Annotated in this window: 14 protein-coding genes and 1 pseudogene; 3 read left to right on the top strand and 12 right to left on the bottom strand. The window is 53.2% G+C overall.

Features of this window, described 5'->3' with window-relative positions:
- Nucleotides 1-6: 6 nt before the first annotated feature.
- The 11 genes and pseudogenes from F1728_RS31045 to nadA form a co-directional block, all read right to left on the bottom strand.
- Nucleotides 7-2,769, bottom strand: coding sequence for a DUF1549 and DUF1553 domain-containing protein (locus F1728_RS31045; protein ID WP_228030425.1), 2,763 nt, complete (start codon nucleotides 2,767-2,769; stop codon nucleotides 7-9).
- Nucleotides 2,770-2,820: 51 nt separating this feature from the next.
- The gene (locus tag F1728_RS31040) at nucleotides 2,821-3,492 is read right to left on the bottom strand and encodes a hypothetical protein (protein WP_155367255.1); all 672 of its coding nucleotides are present in this window, start codon (nucleotides 3,490-3,492) and stop codon (nucleotides 2,821-2,823) included.
- Nucleotides 3,493-3,503: 11 nt separating this feature from the next.
- A complete protein-coding gene (locus F1728_RS31035; protein WP_155367254.1) occupies nucleotides 3,504-4,076 on the bottom strand; it encodes a hypothetical protein in 573 nt (190 codons plus the stop codon).
- 35 nt (nucleotides 4,077-4,111) lie between these two features.
- Entirely contained in the window at nucleotides 4,112-4,645 is a 534-nt protein-coding gene (locus F1728_RS31030) for an RNA polymerase sigma factor (protein ID WP_194242611.1), read from the bottom strand.
- 320 nt (nucleotides 4,646-4,965) lie between these two features.
- The gene (locus F1728_RS31025; protein WP_155367253.1) at nucleotides 4,966-6,003 is read right to left on the bottom strand and encodes an alpha/beta hydrolase; all 1,038 of its coding nucleotides are present in this window, start codon (nucleotides 6,001-6,003) and stop codon (nucleotides 4,966-4,968) included.
- 299 nt (nucleotides 6,004-6,302) lie between these two features.
- Entirely contained in the window at nucleotides 6,303-8,510 is a 2,208-nt protein-coding gene (locus F1728_RS31020; protein ID WP_155367252.1) for a molybdopterin oxidoreductase family protein, read from the bottom strand.
- Nucleotides 8,511-8,537: 27 nt separating this feature from the next.
- Entirely contained in the window at nucleotides 8,538-10,283 is a 1,746-nt protein-coding gene (locus F1728_RS31015) for a DmsC/YnfH family molybdoenzyme membrane anchor subunit (protein ID WP_155367251.1), read from the bottom strand.
- A 3-nt stretch (nucleotides 10,284-10,286) separates the two neighbouring features.
- Complete coding sequence (locus F1728_RS31010) at nucleotides 10,287-11,057, bottom strand: ferredoxin reductase (protein ID WP_155367250.1); 771 nt, start codon at nucleotides 11,055-11,057, stop codon at nucleotides 10,287-10,289.
- Nucleotides 11,058-11,072: 15 nt separating this feature from the next.
- A complete protein-coding gene (nirB, locus tag F1728_RS31005) occupies nucleotides 11,073-14,036 on the bottom strand; it encodes a nitrite reductase large subunit NirB (RefSeq protein ID WP_155367249.1) in 2,964 nt (987 codons plus the stop codon).
- A gap of 63 nt (nucleotides 14,037-14,099) precedes the next feature.
- A pseudogene (locus F1728_RS31000) lies at nucleotides 14,100-15,478 on the bottom strand (MFS transporter).
- A 565-nt stretch (nucleotides 15,479-16,043) separates the two neighbouring features.
- Nucleotides 16,044-17,033 carry a quinolinate synthase NadA gene (gene nadA / locus F1728_RS30995; protein ID WP_155367248.1) on the bottom strand — a complete coding sequence of 330 codons (990 nt, stop codon included), beginning with the start codon at nucleotides 17,031-17,033 and terminating at the stop codon, nucleotides 16,044-16,046.
- Nucleotides 17,034-17,239: 206 nt separating this feature from the next.
- Here nadA and F1728_RS30990 point away from each other — a divergent pair, with 206 nt between their 5' ends.
- Nucleotides 17,240-18,064 carry a PIG-L deacetylase family protein gene (locus F1728_RS30990; RefSeq protein WP_155367247.1) on the top strand — a complete coding sequence of 275 codons (825 nt, stop codon included), beginning with the start codon at nucleotides 17,240-17,242 and terminating at the stop codon, nucleotides 18,062-18,064.
- A 60-nt stretch (nucleotides 18,065-18,124) separates the two neighbouring features.
- Nucleotides 18,125-19,450, top strand: coding sequence for a c-type cytochrome (locus F1728_RS30985; protein WP_155367541.1), 1,326 nt, complete (start codon nucleotides 18,125-18,127; stop codon nucleotides 19,448-19,450).
- Here the strand turns inward: F1728_RS30985 and F1728_RS30980 are convergent.
- A complete protein-coding gene (locus tag F1728_RS30980) occupies nucleotides 19,437-20,741 on the bottom strand; it encodes a CPBP family intramembrane glutamic endopeptidase (protein ID WP_155367246.1) in 1,305 nt (434 codons plus the stop codon). The genes F1728_RS30985 and F1728_RS30980 overlap by 14 nt on opposite strands.
- A gap of 310 nt (nucleotides 20,742-21,051) precedes the next feature.
- On the opposite strand from F1728_RS30980, the gene F1728_RS30975 reads away from it, so the two are divergent.
- Nucleotides 21,052-22,563, top strand: a complete 1,512-nt coding sequence (locus F1728_RS30975) for a serine/threonine protein kinase (protein WP_155367245.1) — start codon at nucleotides 21,052-21,054, stop codon at nucleotides 22,561-22,563.
- Nucleotides 22,564-22,840 lie beyond the last annotated feature (277 nt).

The following is a 22,840-nucleotide window of genomic DNA, read 5'->3' as shown; positions in this document are numbered from 1 at the left end:
AGCGGTTTAGTGATTCAGCATGAATTCTTTAGTATTCAGCACGGCCCAGATCAGGTCGTAAATACCAGCCATTTTGTCTTTCGATTCTTCAATGTACTTCTTCGCAGACTCGGTTTCCTGTTCCGTGGGATAACGGCTCAGGCTCCGCAGGTATGTCCGGGTGATGATCTCTTCGGTTTTCTCTGCGGAGATTGGTTCTTCCAGGGTTTGCACCTTGGCCGGACTGTTCTGGGCACGACCTGCGTTCTGTCGTACTTTTTTCAGTTCTGCAGTCACAGTTCGCAGACGCTTTTGTGCCTGTTGCAGCTGCTTTTTCTTATCTTCCTGCTTCTTGAGCTGGGCAACCCGCTGTTTCAACTGCTGAGCCTGCTCTTTGAGCTGATCGGCACGATCGTTCATGCGTGTTTTCTGAGCATTCTTCGCTTCGACGGCTCCCAGTTGCTGTCCTACCTGGAACAGCCAGCTGCTGTTGGAACGGTTGATGGCGGAATACACATCGTTGTCGTTCTTGATGTACATGGTCTGCAGCAGGCTGGGATCGACGGAGCGATCGCAGTCACAGTTGCTTTCCCGGGTCGAGCGTCCGAAGATCGTTAACGCGTATTGCTTGTCGCGGAGAGCCCGGTTGCGGACACCCGAAGCTGCGATGCCGATGGCCCGTTCGCCGACACTGTTTTTCATGCTGTCGATGGCATCATCTGAAGCGGTTGCCTGGTGAATCGCATCGTAGAGCACTTCGGCCGGCATCCGGTGGGGAATGTAGTGGCTGAAGTTGACTTCATCGAGTTCATTGGTCGGGTTGGTCTTCCAGCTGCGCTGGTAGGTGTCGCTGTTGGCGATTTCCCGGTGCAGCCATTTCATATCGTAATCATGTTTCACGAATTCACGAGAAAGGTAATCCAGCAGCGGAGCATTGCTCGGAGGATTGGCCAGGTTCAGGTCATCAGCCGGTTCAATGATGCCCCGGTTGAAATAGGCAGACCAGACACGGTTCACGAACGCTTTGGCGAAGAACGGGTTGTTTTCCCGACGTAACCATTCCATCAATGCAGCACGGGGATCATCCATTTCGTTGATCTCGACGACTTCGGCTCCCAGGAGCTTGGCGGTAGCCGGGCTCTGGTTGCGTCCCTGTCGACGCTGCTTTTTGTTTTTGTTCTTATTTTGATTCTTGTTCGCAGGACGGGCCTTGGGAACATACACTTCCATGAAAGGTACGGTTTCCCCTTTGTTGACCTTCTTATTCAGCTCACGGAGTAACTGGTTACCGCGGAGCTTGTCTGCGCCCAGCTCTTCGACCATTGCCGCATATTCATCGCGTGACTCGGGATTGACGCCGAAGTTGACGCGGGTAAAGAAGCCGCGGAATTCTTTGAAGTCGTTCTGGGTCCACTGGTCAAAAGGGTGCTTATGGCACTGGGCACATTGAATGCGAATCCCCAGGAAGGTATAGGCAAAACCGAGTACCCGGTCGTCAGGGTTACGGAAATTCCGTCGGGCCCAGTAGTAAGGCATATGCTCGCGATCAGCGAAATCCTGCCCCGGTTTGTCCTGGTAAATGGCGTTCATGTTTTTGGTGAACTGATCGAAGTCTTCCCCTTTTTCGCGGCTGGTGGCCAGCAGGATGCCTTCGACAATGTCGTCATAGCCAGCGTTGTCAGTGACGCGTTTCTTAATCCAGTCGTACCATTCCTGGCTCGGTTTGTCGCGAACGGGAGCGACGTTGATCAGATCATCATAGTTGTTCTGGGTGAAGTCGCAGAGCTTGGTGGTCCACCAGGCAGCATAGCCGGGGCTTTCCAGCAACTCGTCAATTTTCTCAGCACGCTTGTTGGGAGAGGTATTCTTGAGGAAGGCTTCAACTTCATGCGGTGCGGGCAACGTTCCGGACAGGTCGAGGCTGACGCGGCGGAGGAACTCGGTGTCATCACAGAGATCTGCGGGCACCACGCCCAGTTTCTGCAGTTTGTTGACAACCAGCTTGTCGACCTTGGTTGAGGCAGCAACCTGTGGATACTTGTCGCCATATTGATCGGAAACGGGCTGCAGTACGGGGACGGGAATCACGCCGGCATCGTAGAACACGACCACGTGCGTATCGCCTGGTTTATTGGAAGTGACCAGACCTTCTTCATTGATGGTCGCGATCTGCTCGTTGTTCGTCTGGAAGCGGCAGATGGGGGTTACGTTTTCACGGGTACCATCAGACCAGACGGCAACCGCTTTCAGCTGAACGGTCTCCCCTTCTTTGCTGAACTGAATCGCATTTGGAGTGACTTCCAGGCGATCGAACTTGGGTGCGTCTTTGGGTACTCCCTGTGCGCCGCCGGCAATCCAGCGGGTCAGCAGGCGATGCTGCCAGCTGTTGAGCTCGAAACGTTTGCCCCCTTCGTGTTCAATTTCATTCAAAGGCTTCTGAATGATCAGGCTTTTGCCGGGCTCTTTCATGTTGACCCGCTCTGCTTCGGCGTTGGTCAACTCTTTGTGGTCCATGACGAAGTCGTAACCAAACAGAGACAGACGGAAATCACCTTTGCCCTGGAACGAACCGTGACAGGCGCGGCCGTTACAGCCCAGTTTTCCCAGCAAGGGCACGACGTGCTGCTGGAACTGGGGAACCTCCTGAGTGGACTGATCAGCATACCGCTGTTCGACCGGCTGTTTCACCTGATCCTGATCTGCGGCGGTCGCTGTCAGGGAAAACAGCGCCAGTGCCAGCATACCTGCTGTGAGAGAGTAAACACTACGATAGAGTTTGAGTGATTTCATACCACACCTTGCAATAAGGAAGACAACTTTGTCTGTCAAAAGGTAATCCGGTTACTTTTTGTCGCTTGTTTTGGACTTGGTTTTCTTGAGATTTCGCTTAATACGTTTCAGCTCGGCATCGACGAGCTGGTCCCGGTTCTGTTCCATCTCGGAGATGGATTTCTCCAGTTTCTGCAGACGCTTCTCTGCGGATTTCTTGTCGTGCTGTAACAGTTCCAGCTGCAGATCCACACGCTGCTTCAAAAGTGATTTGAGTTCCGCCTGGTCTGCATCGCTCCCCTTGATCGAAACCTGGGCCGCCAGCAGACGAATGCGGGAATCGACTTCCCAGCGTTCGAGTGTCAGGCGATAGCGTTCGCCGTCCCGATGTTTGAACCGTTCGAGACGGGTCAGAGTTGTATCCAGGTCACGGACGGCCCGACGGTATTCGCGGGGACGATGTTTTTTGAGTCGTTCGATCAGTTCGGCCAGCTCGGGGTGATGCGAGCGGGCAAACTCCAGAGCCTGTTTTTCACGCTCCGGGGAGAGTGCACCAGCGTTTTTGGGTTCTTTCCGGGCACCGTCTGCTTTGTCCCCTGCTTTCTTCGATGCTTCTTTGGAAACATTGACGGTGGCAGAGGCCCGGGGATCTTCCGCGGAGAGCGTACTGCCGGTGATCAGGGTCAGGCAGAACAGGCAGACCCAGGTCAGAAGCGGACATTGATCGGCGGTGAAACGGTTCATACTTCGCATGCTCAATTGACGCTTTCTTCCGGAAGTGATACAGCCGTGTAGAGCCAGTCCGGAACTTCCAGGGACTGGTTGTCAGCGAGCACATTCTGTTGATCGCTATATTCGACCGTTTCCGTATTCATGTTCGAGGTGAGCGCGACGTTGCTTTCCTGGGAAGACTCAGCCCAGAGGCTCAGTAAATATTCGGCATCTTCAGTAGAAGGTTCGGTCTGAGCGGTGGGGATTGTGGGGCTGTCCGTGGTGCCAGTCGATTTAAACAGACTGGGAACCAGCAACACTACAGCGGCGGCGGTGGTCAGCAGTCCCCAGAAGGCCCAACGGGTAGTTGAGGTCGTTTCCGGCTGTTGAGCAGCAGCGACTGTCGCCTGCCCGGCAGGTTGGGGCGCGATGGACTTCAGACCGGCAACCAACTGAGTGGCATGGACCAGTGCTTCGCGGGCAGACTGCTTTTCGGCCAGCAGGGATTCGAACTGCAGGCACTCCTGCTCCGAAAGCTCATTGGCCACGTATTGAAACGCCAGCCATTCCAGGTCGCCGGTTTGATCTGCATCCAAATTGTCAGGTGAATTATTCATAGCGGTCATCTTAAACAGTGGCGGACAAGTGAGACTCAGGAATCATCTGAAGGTGAGTTCAATTGCCGGGACAGTGTTTGAATCGCGAGCCTCATTCTGGTGAGCACAGTTCCCAAAGGGATCTCCTGTTCTTCCGAGATCTCTTTGAAGGTCTTGTTATCGTAAATACGGGCGATGACGATCACCCGCTGGTTGTCTGGCAGGCTTTCAAGGGCCTGTCGGATCTGTTCCTGGTTTTCGTGATCCAGAAGTCGCTGATCTGGTGCCTCGTCCCAGAACTGGCTAGTCATCTGGCTAAGATCGTTCAGCGACTTCCTGTGGATTTTATCGCGACGGATAAGGGCCATCGCTTCATGGTAGGCGACACGAAACAACCAGCCCTTGCGGGTCTCTTCCCGAGACTGACCTCCTGACTGGAGTGCTTTGGAAAAGGTAAGCTGGAATGCTTCATCTGCCAGATCATGGTTGCGGAGCATACCCGTCAAAAAAGCGCGCAATTCGCCTGCATGAGTCTCAAACAGTTGATGGACGATCTCGGGGGCGAGCTTGCCATCGTTACCGGTGGCCAATATCTACTCCCGTTTACATAACAAAACCACGGCTTTTAGTAACAACGATGCACGAGCAGGCGGATTTATTTTCAGAATCTCGAATAATTCTGAAAGATCCACAAAGAATACTGGGAAGGCATAAGTCCCAATGTGGCAGGTGGATAGGGGTGCTTTGTCTGTCCCATGGCGGATTAATTATCCGTCAGAATACTCCGCTTTCACGAGAGATGCAAAATAAATTCGCGGTTTCTGACGGCTTGTGAGACGGACAGCATCGTGTGTCAGTCAGGGTATGACAGTAGACAGTGAGGTCTGGCAGGCGGAAATGTACAGTGTTTTCAGTTGCTGAAATAGATGGCCGGCACAATGGCTTCCGCAATTTGCGGGTGGCTGTAATAGTTAGGGAACATGTGGCCTCCCCCAACACACTGTGAGACGTCGATATCGTGCACGCGGTTGACGTCATCGCCCAGTTTACGACGGTCCAGCCAGGTAAAGCCGGTCTTGGCAAGCGCCCGTCGCGAGATCGGCGCGAGTACAGGATAGAACCGCAGGATCCGGTCCTTATGGTTTCTCAGGTTGACCAGGCAGTCAGTACAGTTCAATCCGCAGCCATAACGATCCCCGGGGTTCAGCCAGTTATGATTGATCGCCGCAGCGGCAAAGACGACGCGGAAGTGCCGACAATGGCAGCAGATCTCTAGTCCACAATCCTGCAGGGAAACACCCTGAATCGATCCCCCGCCAATCAGGTGCATTGTAGAAGCGACCACACGGGCACCGTGACTGTGACCCAGCAGGCTGATCGGATGGTGGGACGGCAGATCGGCGATCAGTCGTGAAACATAGAAGCCGTTATACTCAGCACGTTTTCCCAGGATATTGACATCGACGGGAACAATCTTCGTCGGTGTATCATCACTGGGCCAGGTAAAGAAGATCACGTTTAAAGGCAGGTGCGGGGCCGCATTTCTCAGCCAGAGATACGTATTATAGGAATCGAGGAGTACGCTCTCCCATTTGACGAAACTCCCATGCACCATGATGCAGATGGGGGCATTCGGATCCAGGGACTGCAGCAGACTCTCCATCGACTGAGTAGAAACCCTCCCGGCTTCGTCTGAGTGATAGACTTCAAAATCGCAGCAGGGACAGCAGCATTTGCTTTTCTGCATACAGCAACGCGAACTGACGACCCAGTAATTGATCTCTGGAACACAGGATGTGCAATCCGGGGTATTCACGCATTGTCCCGGCTCCTGGTCGCAGCCCGGCGCAGGAGGCACTCCCTGACCAAATACGGGAGCGACAAACAGCAGTAGACAACAGAAGATACCCGCCTTGAGATGCATGGATTGAGTTTGCAGTAAATTCATGGGCCCGGTTTATGAAATTCAATGGATGAGGGGGTGTCATCGTCTCACATGCAGCGCGCACTGTCTGAGGTAATTTCCCGCAAGTGCTTATAGAGGGGTATCGGTAATCGCCGGGACTCTTTAGCGCGATTTAATACAAACTCCGGTTCTACCGACGCGGGGATGATATTTTGCAGAAATGGAATCGAAGGGACGGATTGTGCTCAAGTGTCAGCGTGCAAATGCGTGGCCGGACTGATCGCGTGTGGGAGAAATGTTACTGATTCCCGGTAAGAATTCGGTCCAGTATTCAGGGGGCATTATTCATTAATAATCCGCACAGCACAACATTTATAGGAAGGCTGACTGGAGTGCGGATCGAAGACGGCATCGGTCAACTGGTTGGTCTCTTCATAATGCATGGGAATGAAAAGCTGTCCCGGTTGGACCGACTGGGTGATAAACGCGCGGGCTTTCAGACGGCCGCGCTGTGACTCCACAAAGATCAGGTCATTTGGTTGAACGGAGTGCTTTTGCGCATCCTCCGGATTGATCTCAACATAGATTCGATTCGGATACAGCTTCCGCAGGACATCGGAATTCCGTGTGCGGGTCTGTGTGTGCCACTGGGAGGCAGTGCCCCGTCCCGTCAATAAAACGAAGGGATACTGTTCGCTGGGCGCTTCCGGCATCCTGGTCGGTTCAGAAAAGATAAACCGCGCCCGACCATTCTCGTGAAAATAGCGACCATCCTCGAACAGTCTGCGTTGCTGTTGTGGTGGTTCCGTTTCACTGGCTGCAAACGGCCACTGGATTCCCCCCTGCTCTTCAATGGCGGTATAGTCTTCGATTCCGGAGAAATCACAGGCCTGTCCGGCACTCAGTTTTTTCATCAACTGGAAAACTTCCGCGGGAGAACTCCACTGAGCGAACATCTCACCACAGCCCCAGTACTGGGCGATCAATTTGAAGATAGAGAAATCAGACAACGCCTGTCCCGGTGCCCGTTTGATGCGTTTGACCCGACCGATGCGACGTTCTGCGTTAATGAAGGTCCCTTCTTTCTCGCCCCAGCCTGCTGCGGGCAGGATCAGATCGGCATGACGCGCCGTTTCGGTGGTGTGATACATGTCCTGTACCACCAGGAAATCGAGCCGGTTCAGAATGTCGCGGGCCTGTCCCTGGTTGATCCAGGAATGCGCGGGGTTCGTGCAGATAACCCACAGGCCTTTGATTTTACCCGCGAGAATCCCTTCCATGATCTTATGGTAAGGCAGACTGTTCTCAGCGGGAATCCGATCTACGGGAATGTCGAGAATGTCGGCCACCTTCGCCCGATGGTGGTCATTCAGGAAATCGTGCCCCCCCAGCAGGTTGGTTGTATTACTGAAAAGACGCGATCCCATCGCGTTACACTGACCGGTAATTGAATTCGGGCCAGTGCCGGGCCGACCGATGTTCCCCGTCATCAATGCCAGGTTGATGATCGCCTGGGCGGTGCGTACTCCCTGGTAACTCTGATTAACTCCCATGGTCCACCAGAACGATACCCGTTTGCCTGTGTGAATCAGATCGACCAGTTGTTCGATCTTTTCCTGGCTGACGCCAGTCTCAGCGGTGATACGTTCCAGTGGATAATCGCGCACATGGGCTTTGAAATCATCGAAGTCTTCCGTATGTTCGCGCACATAGTCCGCATCAACATAGCCCTTCTGAATCAGCAACTGGGCAATCCCGTAAAACAGAGGCAGGTCTGACTTGGGTGCGATCTGGAGATGTAACGTCGACTGCATCGCGGTTTCCGTTTTCCGCGGGTCGACAACAACGATCTGCGGCGAATGGGGGTTTCGCACCACACGTTCCCACATGATCGGATGCGCGATACAGGGATTCGCGCCCACAAAAACCAGTACGTCTGATTCTTCAAGGTCCTGGTAAGTGAATGGTGGTGAATCGAAGCCAAAGGACTGCTTGTAAGCGGTCACCGCTGAAGCCATGCACTGACGCGTGTTTCCGTCTCCATGCACCATGCCCATCCCAAATTTGGCCAGCGCGCCCAGGAAAGCCATTTCCTCGGTGACCATCTGACCGGTACTCAGGAACGCGACCGATTCATTGCCATGCTTTTCCTGAATGGCTTTGAATTTACTGGTAAACAGGCTCAGTGCGGAATCCCAGTCGACCGGCTCCCAGTGATTGGGGGATTTTTTTACCAGGGGGCTGACGGCCCGATCCGGAGAATCAAGTACCGACAGTGCCTCCCAGCCTTTGGGACAGGCCATGCCCAGGTTGACAGGATATTCGGTCGTGGGACTGATACAGACCCCTTCGCCGTTTTTCAGATGAATATTCAGATTACATCCGGTCCCGCAGAATCCACAGACCATTTGAGTGGTCGCATCGGGTAAATTTTTCTCAGGGACTTTGCCCAGACCGAAGCCCCCGGGTGAGAGCAGTAATTCCCTGGTAAGATGGCCCTCTTTCTGATGAATCAGAGAGCTTAATTTTGATTGATCGATAATCGACATCGAAACACCGAGTCCTGTCCGAGTAATTTAGTGGATCACACCAGGCATGCGGGGAGCGGCGACCGCAGAGAAGAACAGATAACGTTCGAGGAGTTCACCAGCTAAACAGGCTATGAATAAAATACTAACAGTAAAAAACAGAGTCAGGTTCTGAACCGGTTGCGTCTGTTGGTTCAGCAGGAACAGAGGCATCAGAATGCCTCCTAAAATACCGCAGGCAAAACGGGCCAGCGTTACGCTGGAGAGTTCACCACTCATCAGCAACGCAGAACGTTTCAAAGGCGAGTTCTGACGCCGCAGCAGATAACGGAAGATGGATGCTTCAAAACCCAGTTTGAGCACGGTCGTCACAATCAGCGCTTTGGAGAGAATCGGTCCGGCCTGTGCCAGCAGCAGATTGGTCGCGGCAGAATTAGCTGTCAGATTCAAGGCGAAAATGACCACCCACGTGGAGGCAATTCCCAGCAGCGCCGCGGTGAGCACAAACTTGGTTGTGGTGGCTTCGAAACTCCAGAATTCCCGTTTGGTAAAGACATAGATCATGATGGAGCAGAAGATCCCAACTGCCCCCAGGGCACTGACCAGCCAGCCTGCAGCAGGTTGCCAGACCTCCCAACTGGGTAACAGTGATCCGGCAAACCAGGTCAGGCCGGCATAGACCTGCGCCGCACCGGCAAACACACCAAAGGCCAGGATTTCCCTGCTCAACCAGGAATGCTTGAGTCCGAGAATACCACGGAAGGCATACAAAGGACGCCCCAGGTGCAACGTGGAGGCCCCCAGTGCCAGCAAACCAAAGAGTAAGGCTGTCGTCGCTGAGAGGCGTACCATCACCGATGTGATCTCCGCACTGAGAAAGTACTCCAGCACGGAGCCGGTGAAAAAGGCGCCAACGGACAGTTGTGTCAGCACCAGCATGATCACCAGAGGCAGATGTGCGTGTTGTGGACGGGCAGAATAGTAGTCCGCCGGCAGCGTATTCCGCGGGAACGGCTTGCGTGATTTATAGGTGGTAGTGGGATACGTGTGTTGTGGATCGGGGGCTGCGGGAAGAAATGTGTTGATTTCGGAGTCAGCCAGAACCTGTTCTTGATTGACGATATCAATCGAAATCGCCTGGTGCGGACAGGCTTGTACACAGGCCGGAGCTTCGCCGTCTGTCAACCGCTGACTGCACATGTCGCATTTGCGGACAATCCCCTTCTGGCTGTGATACTTGGGCACATCGTAGGGACAGGCCAGTGTGCAGTATTGGCAGCCGAAGCACTGATCGTCAAGATGTTTCACAATTCCCGTGATGGGATCTTTTTCATACGCATTCACCGGACAGGCCTGCATGCAGCCCGGATCCAGGCAGTGATGACAGGCGGTGGTGACGTGCTGATATATCGGGGCCTGGCTTGTCCCGCCGATCAACAGACCCACGTCGCGCCAGGTTTCATTTTCATCCAGCCCATTCATTGAGTGGCAGGCGGTGACACAGGCTTTGCATCCCGAACAGCGATCAAGGTCGACCTGAAATGCATACTGTTCGCCGGACTGTGGTGATTTGGAAGGAATCAGATCCGCATAGTAACGCGATTGGGCCGGCAGTACTTCTGCTTCATACTGACGCGCAAATTCAGCGACGGCGGTCAGAGTCTGTTGCTCTTCCAGCAACAGTGAAATCAGGTCGAATTCCTGATGACAGGTGGCTGTTCCCTGTGAAGCCGAGTTGTTCCCATCCAGAGGCGCGTCTGAACCGGTGTTTTGTTCGTCGAAGTTGAAGCTCATGAGTTAACTGTTTTTTCGTTTTTTATGGAATTGCTCGCTGTGAATCAGCTCCGCCGGGGCTCCCATTTCCTCAAGACAATCCTGGAATTCCTGATTGAAATTCCGGGGGCCACACAAAAAGAAACGGCAGCTGGGAATCTGAGGGATTCGGGAAATGATGAAATCGAAGTTGAGATGCCCGCAGTAACCCATCCAGTGGGGGACCGGCTGTGAAAGTGTCAGGAAGTAATGAAAACCCGGTAACTGGGTCATGAGTTGACGTGTTTCCTGGTCGAAGATGACATCCCGATGTGTACGCGCACCGTAAAACAGGTAGCAGGACCTGTTCTCCTGCAAATCGTTCAGATAGCGGACAATGCTCATCATGGGAGTGATTCCGATCCCGGCACAGAGCAAAATCAATGGCTCGGTGTGGTGTTCCGGATCATAGTAAAACTGGCCCAGCGGTCCTTTCAGACGAAGCTGACTGCCACGCTGCACCTGTTCAAAAAAGTAATTGCTGGCCTCCCCTTTTCGGTTGCGTTTGATCGTCAGGTCAATTCGTTCCGGACACAAAGGCGAAGAACTGATGGAAAAACTCCGCCAGACTTCTTTGCCCCGGATATCCAGGCAGACCTTGATAAACATTCCCGGTTTGTGAACCGGCAGTTGGCCCTGCAGGTTGTCCAGACGAAAGGTGCAGACATCCTCGGCTTCCTGAATCACATCACAGACAGAAAGGGTTACCAGTGTTTCGTTTTGTTTTCGTTCGTCTTCCGGCTTCGATAAGATCATTTCTTAAACCTGTGCTCAGTGAGCGCCAGCACATACTGTTTGGTTAATTAATTCATCGAGTACCTCGGGAGCAGGCAGCTCGAGATAAACGTTTTCCTCTTCATCAACTTTAACATTGAACACCTTGACTGCATATTCTTCATCCCCGCTCAGGCAGGAACCATTCTCCAGGGAAAAAGTCTTCTTATGCAGCGGGCAGGCAACTTTGGGGATCCCGTGTGAATCTCCCATGATACCCCGGGAGAGAACCATCGCCTGCTTATGCGGGCACATCTGCTGACAGGCAAACCATTCCCCGCGACTTTCGAAGTTGAAAACAGCCAGCTGAGATTGACCATGTTTGACGGTCGATCCCGATTCCGCTGGAAAATCGCTGGCCTGCCCCACCTTGATCCATTTGCGTGGTGGTTCATCCGAAACGGGGACCGGTGGTTCAGCGGCCTGCAGGCTCTCGAGCGGAACAAAGTCCGGTGCCCAGTCGACAGGTCGCATCTGGCCGCGTTGTGGAATGAGCTCGATTGATGGTTCGTGTTCGTCGGTATTCACGAACTGTTCAAACAGACGTCGCTTGGCAGGATTATCAACGACCGCTTTCCATTCACAGTGATAACTGTCGACCAGAGACTGCATCATGGCTTCGAGTTCGTCGCAGATTCCCAGCTTGTCTTCAATGACCACTTCACGCACATGGTCGATTCCCCCTTCCAGCTTATCCAGCCAGGTGGCGGTGCGTGTCAGTTTGTCTGCGGTCTGAATGTAATACATCAGGAAGCGGTCAAGGTATTTGATACAGGTTTCTTCGTCCAGGTCCGATGCAAACAGGTCGGCGTGTCGTGGCTTGGCTCCGCCATTTCCACAAATGTAGAGGTTGTATCCATTCTCAGTCGCGATCAGTCCGAAGTCTTTACTCTGCGCTTCCGCACATTCCCGGACACAGCCCGAAACGCCCCCTTTGATTTTATGAGGTGCACGGATTCCGCGGTAGCGCTCTTCGAGGCGAATTGCAAAACCGACCGAATCTCCTACTCCGTAACGGCACCAGGTGGTACCTACACAACTTTTTACCGTTCTCAGGGCTTTGCCATAAGCGTGTCCGCTTTCGAAACCGGCATCAATCAGCTTTTCCCAGATCCGGGGCAGATCATGCACTTCGGCTCCGAACAGGTCGACTCGCTGACCTCCGGTGATTTTCGTATAAAGTCCAAAATCTCGGGCGACTTCACCGAGTACGATCAGTTTTTCAGGCGTGATTTCACCACCGGGAACACGGGGAACGACGGAATACAGACCACCCCGCTGCATATTTGCAAGGAACCTGTCATTGGTATCCTGCAGCGGTGCATGATCGACGATATGCTCGTTCCACAGACTGGCTATAATCGAAGCTACGGTTGGCTTACAGACCTCGCAACCATTGCCGGCCCCACAATCCGCGATCACTTCAGAAAACGTCTTCAGCTTTTTGATTTTGATGATATTGAACAACTCGGTCCGTGAGAACTCGAAGTGCTCGCAGAGGTGGTTGTTAACCGTGATTCCTGCTGCTGCCATCTCGGCTTTGAACACGTCGGTTACCAGTGGCATACAACCACCGCAGCCACCGCCCGCTTTTGTGCAGGCTTTGACCTCGTCGACCGATGTCAGCTCCTGATCTTGAATCGCCGCGCAGATCTGTCCCTTCGTGACATTGTTGCACGAGCAGATTTGTGCATCGTCAGGCATGTCCGCAGCGCTGCTGCCGGGAATCCCACCTCCGCTGCCCACGACCAGTTCGTGTGGACTGCAGGGGAGCTTGTCTTCCGACTTGGCCAGCAGGGACAGGCTACCGTAATCGGAAGCATCTCCAATCAGAATGCCTCCCAGCAGGTGAGTGCCCTCGGTGTTAAACACCAGTTTTTTGTAGACTCCCTTGAATGGGTCTTCGAAGGTCAGGCTCTTGGAAACGTCGGGTCCCGCTTCGTAATCACCGAAGCTGGCAACATCGACGCCCATCAGTTTGAGCTTGGTTGAAAGATCGCTGCCCGTAAATTCCGCTTCGGCGTGACACAGATGAGTCGCTGCCACTTCAGCCATCTGATAGCCGGGAGCGACCAGGCCGTAGACCATACCGGAATGCAGGGCCACCTCGCCAACCGCATAGATGTCAGGATCAGAGGTCTGCAGGAAATCATTCACCAGTATCCCGCCACGCGGTCCGACTTCGAGATCACATTGCCGGGCCAGCTCATCACGGGGACGGATGCCGGCAGAGACGATGATCATATCCAGATCTAAAGTATCGCCATCCTGGAAGAGAATTCCCTCAACGCGGGATTCCCCCAGAACCTTATCGGTGGCTTTATTCAGATGAACCTGGACGCCCAGTTCCTCGATTTTCTGTACGAGGACTTTCGAACCCGCATCATCGATCTGGCGGGGCATGAGCCGGGGGGCAAACTCCAGCACGTGTGTCTGGAGTCCGAGGTCGAGAGCTGCCTTGGCTGCTTCGAGTCCGAGCAGACCGCCACCGATGACTGCGGCCGTCTTGGACTTTTTCGCGTAAGCGATGATCTGTTCGAGGTCGTTGATCGTGCGATAGACGAACACGCCCCGGTTTTTGATCCCTGGCACATCCGGCACAAAGGGGTAAGAGCCGGTGGCGATCACGACTTTGTCATAAGGGATTTCCACCCCTTTCTGGGAGCGGATGATCTTGTTTTCACGATCGATACTCACAGCCCGATCGGAGAGATGCAGGTCGATCTGGTTGTCCGCATACCATTCTCTGCGGGCCAGCATCAGCTTTTCCGCGTCATTGTGGGCAAAAAACTGCGTCAGGCCAACGCGGTCATAAGCGGCCCGGGGCTCTTCACAGAACGTGGTGATTTTATATTCCTGTTGTTCGTCCTTCTCTACGAGCTGCTCACAAAATCGCAAGCCGACCATTCCGTTGCCGATGACGACGACATTCTTCTTATTGTCGAAGTTCTGCTGAATCACGTTTTCCTACCTTAATTTGAGCACATGAAGATTAATCTATAGTTTGGTTCTCTTATCTTGCGTTTACTGCCCCATGGAAGGGGCAAGTTCCTGTTCACCCGGCTGAGGGGCGAGCGCTGATTCATGCGCCAGGCGGGCTTCTTCTTCCATTTCCTCACTGAACCGCACGAGGAAAGTCAGAAAAGCACAGCAGGTGACGATCGCTCCCAGAATGAACAGAGCGGTCGGCCAGTTGATGGCCTGGGTTTTAAACAGAAAGCCCGCTGTGACTGCCCCGGCGTTGCCACCGGCGCCGACGATACCTGAAACGGCTCCCAGCGCTTTTTTGTTGATGAACGGTACAACGGAGTAAGTCGCCCCTTCTGACATCTGCACAAACAGGCTGAAGACGATCAGTGACGGCAGTGCCATGGCGAGAACACTCATCTGTGAGAAGATCATCAGAGCAATACCTTCACAGAAGACGGCGATAAACAGCCATTTGACGCGGCCGCTCAGCCCCCACTTCTGCCCGAAGCGGTCACCGAAGATTCCCCCCAGTGTGCGAGCGAAGATATTCATCAGGCCGAATAAGCCCGCAAACAGACCGGCCATTTTCACAGCCTTGGTCGTATCCATGCTTTTGAAGTAGTCGAAGTAATCGAGGAAATAGAGAGCCGCCACATTGTTGATGGTCAGTTCGATGCCGAAACAGGCACCATAAATCACGAACAGCGCCCAGACGCGATGGTCTTTACAGACATTCAGGAATTGCCCTCTCTGCTGGGCTTTCTGAGGCATCTTGCCTGCTTCCCGGAGTTCTTTGAAGTTCCCGTCGGGAGCGTCCTGGGTCAGAAAGTAATAGGCGATTCCAGTCAGGGCACACACCAGGCCGGCGAGAAACATTGATGCTCGCCAGCCGATGGAATCACTGAACCCGAGAATGCCGACAAACAGTCCGAAAATCAGTGGCATCACCATCTGAGTCACCCCCCCCCCAGGTTTCCCCAGCCGGCGGTGGTCGCATTGGCGGTTCCCACACAGTTCGGTGCGAACATTAAAGAGGTGTGATACTGCGTGATCACAAAAGCGGCCCCGATCGCCCCAATTGCAATCCGAAAGATCAGGAACGTGGTATAATCATGTGCGAAGCCGATCCCCATCACTGGGATAGCCCCCAGGACCAGCAGCCACGTATAAGCCAACCGAGGGCCAAGTTGATCACAGAGCCAGCCGATGAACAGTCGCGCGATGACGGTAATCGCTACCGATCCGATAATGCACCAGCCGATCTGCTCTTTGGTCAGACTCATTTCCTCGCGGACAATATTCATCAACGGTGCGATGCCGAACCAGGCAAAGAAACACAAAAAGAAAGCAAACCAGGACATATGAAATGCCCGCATCTGGGGCGTTGAGAAATTAAACAGGTTGATCCGGGTTGCTTTGTTCTTAAGTTCCATTTTCTGAGAGCTTTCTTGTGGATTCGAGGTGAACTCGAGACTGCTTCCACTCTCTTCAGTAAAATGTCGTGGCGGATCGACGATCTGCGCAGAGATACCCTGCGTAAGAATGAGAGAGGAGTTAGACTGTGTCTGTCGGGATCAGTCAGTCTCTGCTGCAAGCATTGGAAGTAGCGCGGCACTAATGGCTTGCAGACGAATATGAGATATCAATTATTGAATGATTTGGCTTTAGTTCATGTTCAATCAGATATTCTGTGATGGACTGCGACTCCACTAGCGCAACAGAGCCCGCAGAAAGATCTACCGACAGGATGTGAGGCAAGCCGGTATTAATTCTGAATGAACACAAGGCAAAGCGTGTGCCTAAAAAATAAGACAATGATCTTAATAAAATCGGCGCGTTCAGTAGAACCTTGAAAACCCCTGCAATGAGAGTCTCAATCAGGTTTTCAAGTACTCAAAAAAATTACATTGACGCATGAACCTGCTATTATGTGTGCAGGTAATGCGCGTAAGTGCCCGGTATATTAGCAGGAAGCCGCATCCGGGAGAGCAGGTTCGACTACTGCAGCAGGCTGCGTTCGAGAACGTCGCGGGCTTTGTCGAAGTACGGCTGCCATTCGATTTCCGGCTTACCATATTTCAGGCAGTCACGGACTTTCTGCAGTGTATTGAGGGCCATATGCGGGCAGCGGTTGCAGGCACATGTTTCTCCTGAAGATGCCATGATGCCCGGCACGGGAAGATAAGTGTGCTGGGGAGCCGATTTTTCCAGGGGGTGAATCATGTTGGCTTCGGTTGCAATCAGAAACGTCCCTGGTTCTTTGATCGACATTACGTACTGACGCAATTTCTCTGTCCCCCCGATGAAGTCAGAGACTTCCAGAATCGAATGTGGGCATTCGGGGTGGGCCAGCACGATCGATCCCGGATTATTCTTCTTGGCCCGCAGCAGATCCTGCACGCTGAAGATCTCGTGTACCATACAGGACCCGGGCCAGAGAATCATCTGCCGACCGGTGACTTCCTGCAGGTAACGTCCCAGGTGTTGATCCGGCACGAACAGGATTTCTTTATCCGCGGGTACGCGGTCAATAATTTCCCGGGCGTTTCCGCTGGTGACAATCCAGTCGCAGAGGCTTTTGACCTTCGCACTGGTATTGATGTAGGCCACAGTTTCAAAATCACGCCCTTCGGCACGGAGCTTCTCCTGGAACTGGAGCAGGTCTTCGTACTGGCAACTGTCTGCCAGGGAGCACCCGGCATGCAGGTCGGGCAGCAGCACCGTTTTTTCGGGGCTGAGAATCTTGGTGGACTCAGCCATGAAGTGCACGCCGGAAAAGACGATGGTCGATGTTTCTACTTTGACGGCATCACGGGCCAGTTTCAGGCTGTCGCCCGTAAAATCTGCGACATCCTGGATGTCGCCATCAATATAGAAGTGAGCCAGCAGAGTTGCATCTTTTTCTTTTTTCAGCGCATCGATCTCATCCATCAGATCAAGAGGATCTTCATAGACACCTTCACCGGGATCGACTGTAGGCAACGACATGTGACTCACATCCTTTGAAATTCGAGAGCAGAAACAGGTGTGTCGAGGGGACACCATCGAGTTGGGCCAGGTTCAACAGTTCAGCACCATAAACTTGCTGGAGAATCTGAAACCTTTGCTGTACAACATTAGTAATATTGTTTAAGGAATTACCTCCTCGTCAAGCACCCGATATTCTATATAATTCCGTGAAGGTTTAGAACTCTATGGCTGATCAAACATTGCGAATCCTGGTATTTGGCGCTCACCCCGATGATTGCGACATCAAGGCGGGGGGTACAGCCGCCCTGTATCAGCAGGCCGGTCACACCGTGAAATTCGTCAGTGTGACCAATGGGGAATCGGGGCATCACCGGATTTCCGGAGAGGAACTGGCCGGAATTCGTCGTGCTGAAGCTGCTGCCGCCGGGCGTACTCTCGGGATTGAATACGAAGTTTTGAACAATCGAGACGGCTACCTGCAGCCTACAATCGAAGCCCGTTTTGAGATTATTCGACTGATTCGTACTTTCCAGCCCAATCTGATCCTGACACACCGCCCCAACGATTATCATCCTGATCATCGATATACCTCGCAACTGGTCTGTGACGCCGCCTACATGGTTACGGTGCCTCCCATCGTACCTGACGTCCCTGCCCTGCGGGAAAATCCGGTCATCGCGTATCTGTCAGATCACTTTACCCGGCCTTACCCGTTTTCGCCGACGGTGGTCATTGATATCGAACCGGTCTGGGATCGCGTGATCGACGCCCTCGACTGTCACAGCAGTCAGTTCTATGACTGGCTGGCTTATAATCATTTCTATGAAGATGATGTCCCGCAGGATCCCGCGGAACGCAAAGTCTGGCTCGGTGGTAAGATGAAAGACCGCATCGGTCCGCTGGCGGATCGATATCGGGATCTGGTAATCGAAACATACGGGCCCGAACGCGGCAAGGAAATTCAACTGATCGATGCGTTTGAGCCCTGTGAATATGGCTCTCCTCTGAACTCTGACAATGTCAAAACCCTGTTTCCGTTTCTTCCCTGACCTGTATTGTTCCTGTAATTGATTTGAAATAACATGCGAACGCTCTGTTTCTGCTTCTTGATGCTTGTGCAGTTTACTGTCCCTGTCAGTCCGTTAATGGCGGAAGAAGAACCGTCGGCTGCACGCGGATACCAACTGCTGACCGAAAAGACGTATCTGCCTCCCGACTTTGATCAGGCTGTGTTTGATGATCTCTGGAAAGTCTGGCCGGAAGACCAGCGCAAGCAGGCTGAGGCAGCGACTTTGGCAGAGCGGCGACAGATGATTTTTGACTATTACGGTATCATGCAGAAACCCGAGTCGGAGTCGTCCCCGCTGGGCTATGTTGTCACTAACGAACAGAAGTGGGTCATGAACTGCTTTGCCTGTCATAGTGGCAAGGTAGCCGGACAGGTAATCCCCGGAGCTCCCAACAGTCATATTGGCCTGCATACGCTGACCGAAGATGTAAGCAAAATCAAACTACAACAGTTAAAGAAGCTGAGCCACCTGGATCTGGCTGCAGTAGGGATGCCCCTGGGGACGACGCACGGCACGACCAACGCTGTAATTTTTGGTGTCGTACTCGACTCCCTGCGTGACGGGGAGATGAATTTTGATAAGACCCGACCGATTCCCGAACTGCTGCATCACGATATGGATCCCCCGGCCTGGTGGAACGTAAAACGCAAGTCGAAGATCTACTCCGATGCCTTCATGACCAAAAATCACCGGGTGCTCATGCAGTTCATTCTGATTCCTCGCAACAATGCACGACAGGTCAAACAGTGGGAGGCGGACTTCGCGAACATTCTGGCCTACATTGAATCACTCGAACCGCCCCGCTATCGCTGGCCCGTTGATGAACAACTGGCCGCGCGGGGGCGTATCATCTTCGACCAGAATTGTGCCCGTTGTCACGGTACTTATGGAGACAACCCCAGTTATCCCGAGAAGGTCATCTCGCTGGCTGAATTGAAGACAGACCCCGTGCGTCATCAATCCCTGCCTCCCGCTTACCGGGCAGCCCTGAATGAGAGCTGGCTCTCTCGCTACGGTAAGGATCCGGTCGTCGAAGCTCCAGCCGGCTATGTGGCTCCGCCGCTCGACGGAATCTGGGCATCAGCGCCTTATTTTCATAACGGATCGGTCCCCACGCTCTGGCATGTATTGCATCCCGAAGCACGGCCGCAAGTCTGGAAACGGACCGTAGACGGTTATGATGTCAACCGTGTGGGACTGGAGATCGAAAGCCTGCCTGAGCTGCCGGAAAATCTGTCTACTGTCGAACGCAGACGCCACTTCGACACTACGAAATTCGGCAAATCAGCCGCGGGGCACGATTATCCCAATGATCTGAATGAAGCAGAGAAACAGGCAGTGCTCGAGTATCTTAAAACGTTATGAGCTGCATCGCCTCGGGTTGTGCGGTAACGGCTTCCTGTTGAGGGCTGAATGCCGCCATGCTCACAAGGAATATTAGAAACAGGAATACACCCGCTGCATAAAGCAGCGGATGCGCCTTCTCTCGCATCATGGTCACCGGGCTGTTTGCCGGAGGTTGTTCGGTGGAAGGATAGCCGGGAGTCCACTCCTCGCCCTGTGGCGTCATGTATTTCACCCGTGTCTTCCAGAGTTGAATACAGACGGCGGTCAGGAACAACGCCGCGGATGCCACGATTAACGGGTGCACCGGCTGAGTTTCGTCTCCCAGGCTGGCTGCACTTTCGGGAAGCTCGGTCGCCATCTTTGCCATCGAGACGGCAAACGCATTGTTCATGAAATGCACCAGCATCGGCGCCCAGAAACTGCGGGTCACGTAATACACATAATGCATGAACATCCCGAGCGGAATGACGGCAATCACATGTGCGGGGTGTGCATGCACGATACCGAACATGATCGACGTGATCACAATTCCCGGCACCAGGCCCCAACGTGCGATCAGACCGCGGCCAATCATCCCGCGAAAGATGAGTTCTTCTCCAATAGCGGGGAATACGGCAATCACCAGAATCAGCGACCAGAGCGAATTGTTCGCCGCCATATCCTTTACGATTTCCATCGTTTGCATTTCGTTGAAACGTTCGAGGATGGGAATCTGTTTCGCGACGAGACTCCAGGCGTCAAAGGCAATTCGATACAATTCTCCCGACATGAGCGCCAGGGGCAGCACGCAGATAAACAGCAGGAAGCCTGTTGAAATCGCAAACGGCTGCAGATTGAGTTTTTGCAGGGGACGTTTCCCCAGACGCAAGCCGACGGCAATCAGTCCAATAAAGACAAACACGGCCTGTTCGACACCAGCTGCCTCCAGCGGATGGCCTTCCACGAGCTGGGCAATTTCTTTGCGGAACGTGTCAGGATCCTGGCTGATATTGGATGTGGCGATCAGATAAATCACCCCACAGACCAGGAACAGCATGATTCCCAAAAAATGGGCACCAAAGACGCCGAACATCCAGCAGATCGACTCAATCAGACCGGGACCAGGCGGAGCCGCGTTTCCGGAACTTCCATCATGCGGACGAGGTGCGTCTTCCCCTTGGGCAGTCTGCAAAGCTTGATCCAGAAACTGATCCAGAAACTGGGCAGACTCTTGATCCTCTGACTCAAAAATCGGGGAATCAGCTGCGGTGTGTGCTGCGAGTCTCTCGGGATTTGTATCTTCCGAAGGAGAATTTTCAGGAGCGACCATGGAGATATTCTAAATCTGAGGGAAGAACGCCGGCCCTACTCGGTGCATTAACCGGACGCGCGCCGTTGTAAATGATGAAATAATTAAGACTTATGCCGTGATTCTGTGTGCGGGATGTCGTCTGTTTAATAAGTCTATGTCTTAATAGTCGGATTTACGAAGCAGGAATTTGTATTTTTTGGGGAAATCCGGGAATCCTGTCAAATAATTGGCCGTGCGGAACGAATTCTCACCTGATGCCCGGCATTGTGCAGGAACTGGTTGTCGCATTTCCTTCAAATCCCGATATGATAGAAATACTGTCTGAAGCATGAACAGATTACCTTCTGTAGAGATCCCCCTGATCGAGCGCAATTCAGCAATGGCCCCCAATTCATCCTCAGATTCCGGCACCCCTCAGCAAGATCGACAGTTGCAGTACTGCGCGAACTGCAATTCCACTTACTTCCAGCAGGCCGGTTCTGATAATTGCCCCGTTTGCGGTGCACAAGTGGATGACATTTCGTTGATGGATCTCCAGGAAACAATCGTCGTGCAGGAGATCGACGGGCTGATTGAGAATGCAGACTCCACTTCCATTGTTGTGGAGGATCCGATTGCAGGTACCGATCTGCACGTTTATCAGTGTCAGTCGCTCCTGGGCCGGGGAGGCATGGGCATGGTTTACCTGGCGACACATCGCGATCTGGGACGCCAGTGCGCCTTGAAGATTCTGCTGCCACATCTTTCGGAACGCGATCCTGAATACGTGCAGCGTTTCATTCATGAAGGTCGCGCCGTCGCCACATTGAATCATCCGAATATTGTGACCGCCCATGCGATTGGTGAGGAACGCGGTTATCGGTTTCTGGAAATGGAACTGATTACCGGACGTGCGTTGAGCCATGTTATCCGCGAGGATGGCCCCCTCTCTGCCCTGCACGCAACATCATTGATCGCACAGGTGGCTTCTGGTCTGGGAACCGCGCACGCTAAAGGCATCATTCACCAGGATCTGAAGTTGGAAAACATTCTGTTGACCGGTGCGGGAGTCCCGAAAATCGCTGATTTCGGCCTGGCGAAGCGCATCTCTGCAGAAGAGGGAGGCGCGCATCAGCACAATCTGGCCGGTACTCCGAATTACATGGCGCCGGAACTCTTTCAGGGGGGCATGGCCAGCGCCACCTCGGACGTCTATTCGCTGGGCGTCTGCTTCTTTGTGTTGCTCACAGGTCATCTGCCTCACCGTGCGGAAAATTTTAATGCCCTGATTCAGGATGTGGTTTCCAAACCGGCACCGAGCGTACGCGATCTCTGCCCCGAGATCCCTCTGGAGATCGCTGAGTGTGTCTCCCTGATGCTTGATAAGAGTCCTGTGAACCGGTTTCAGAATGGCTACATGGCCTCTCTGTTCCTGAATGCAATTCTCGGCCAGGTGCAGAATATCGAATCGATGCTGCACGAAGCGTTTGGGAATAACCGCAACGTTTCCTGGAAACGCAACGGTCACCAGTACATCCTCGAAGTCAAACAGAGTGAACGACGCAAGCAGACTGTCATCATCGAACCCAGCGAACATCAATTGCATGAACGACTGCTGTTAATCTACAGCACCTGTTGTGATGCCCAGCCCGAATACTACGAGGAAGCACTGCGTCTGAATTCCGAAATATCGCATGGGGGAATCTCGATTCGGGACGTGAATGGCCAGTCAAAGTTCGTCATGGTGGATACCTTCCCCCGCTCTTCAGTGGATGCAGAGGATATTCGTAAAAGCGTGATCGCCGTGGCCCAGCACGCCGATGAAATCGAAGAGAAACTGACCGGTCACGATTTTCACTAAGCCGCCTTCCACTCTCTGCATCTGATCAGAGGGGTTGCAGGGATTATAAAGGCCAGGGCAGTCTGTCAGCCGGTGCTGTTTTGCTGCGAGCAACTGACATAATCAGGCGGATTTACTGTGAAATCCCCCCGAACCGGAAGCAGGCGCTTGACCCTGCTTTCCAGGCAGGGATATATTGAAGTCGGAGACTTTACGGGAAACAGACGCGCGGTTCTTACTGCGACAACGCAGTCCCGTCTCTCAAAACCGCTCTTCCTGAGTGTACATGTTTATGCTG

Source organism: Gimesia benthica (genome assembly GCF_009720525.1).
GTDB classification, from domain to species: Bacteria; Planctomycetota; Planctomycetia; order Planctomycetales; family Planctomycetaceae; genus Gimesia; species Gimesia benthica.
This window is presented reverse-complemented; position numbering and strand designations above follow the sequence as displayed.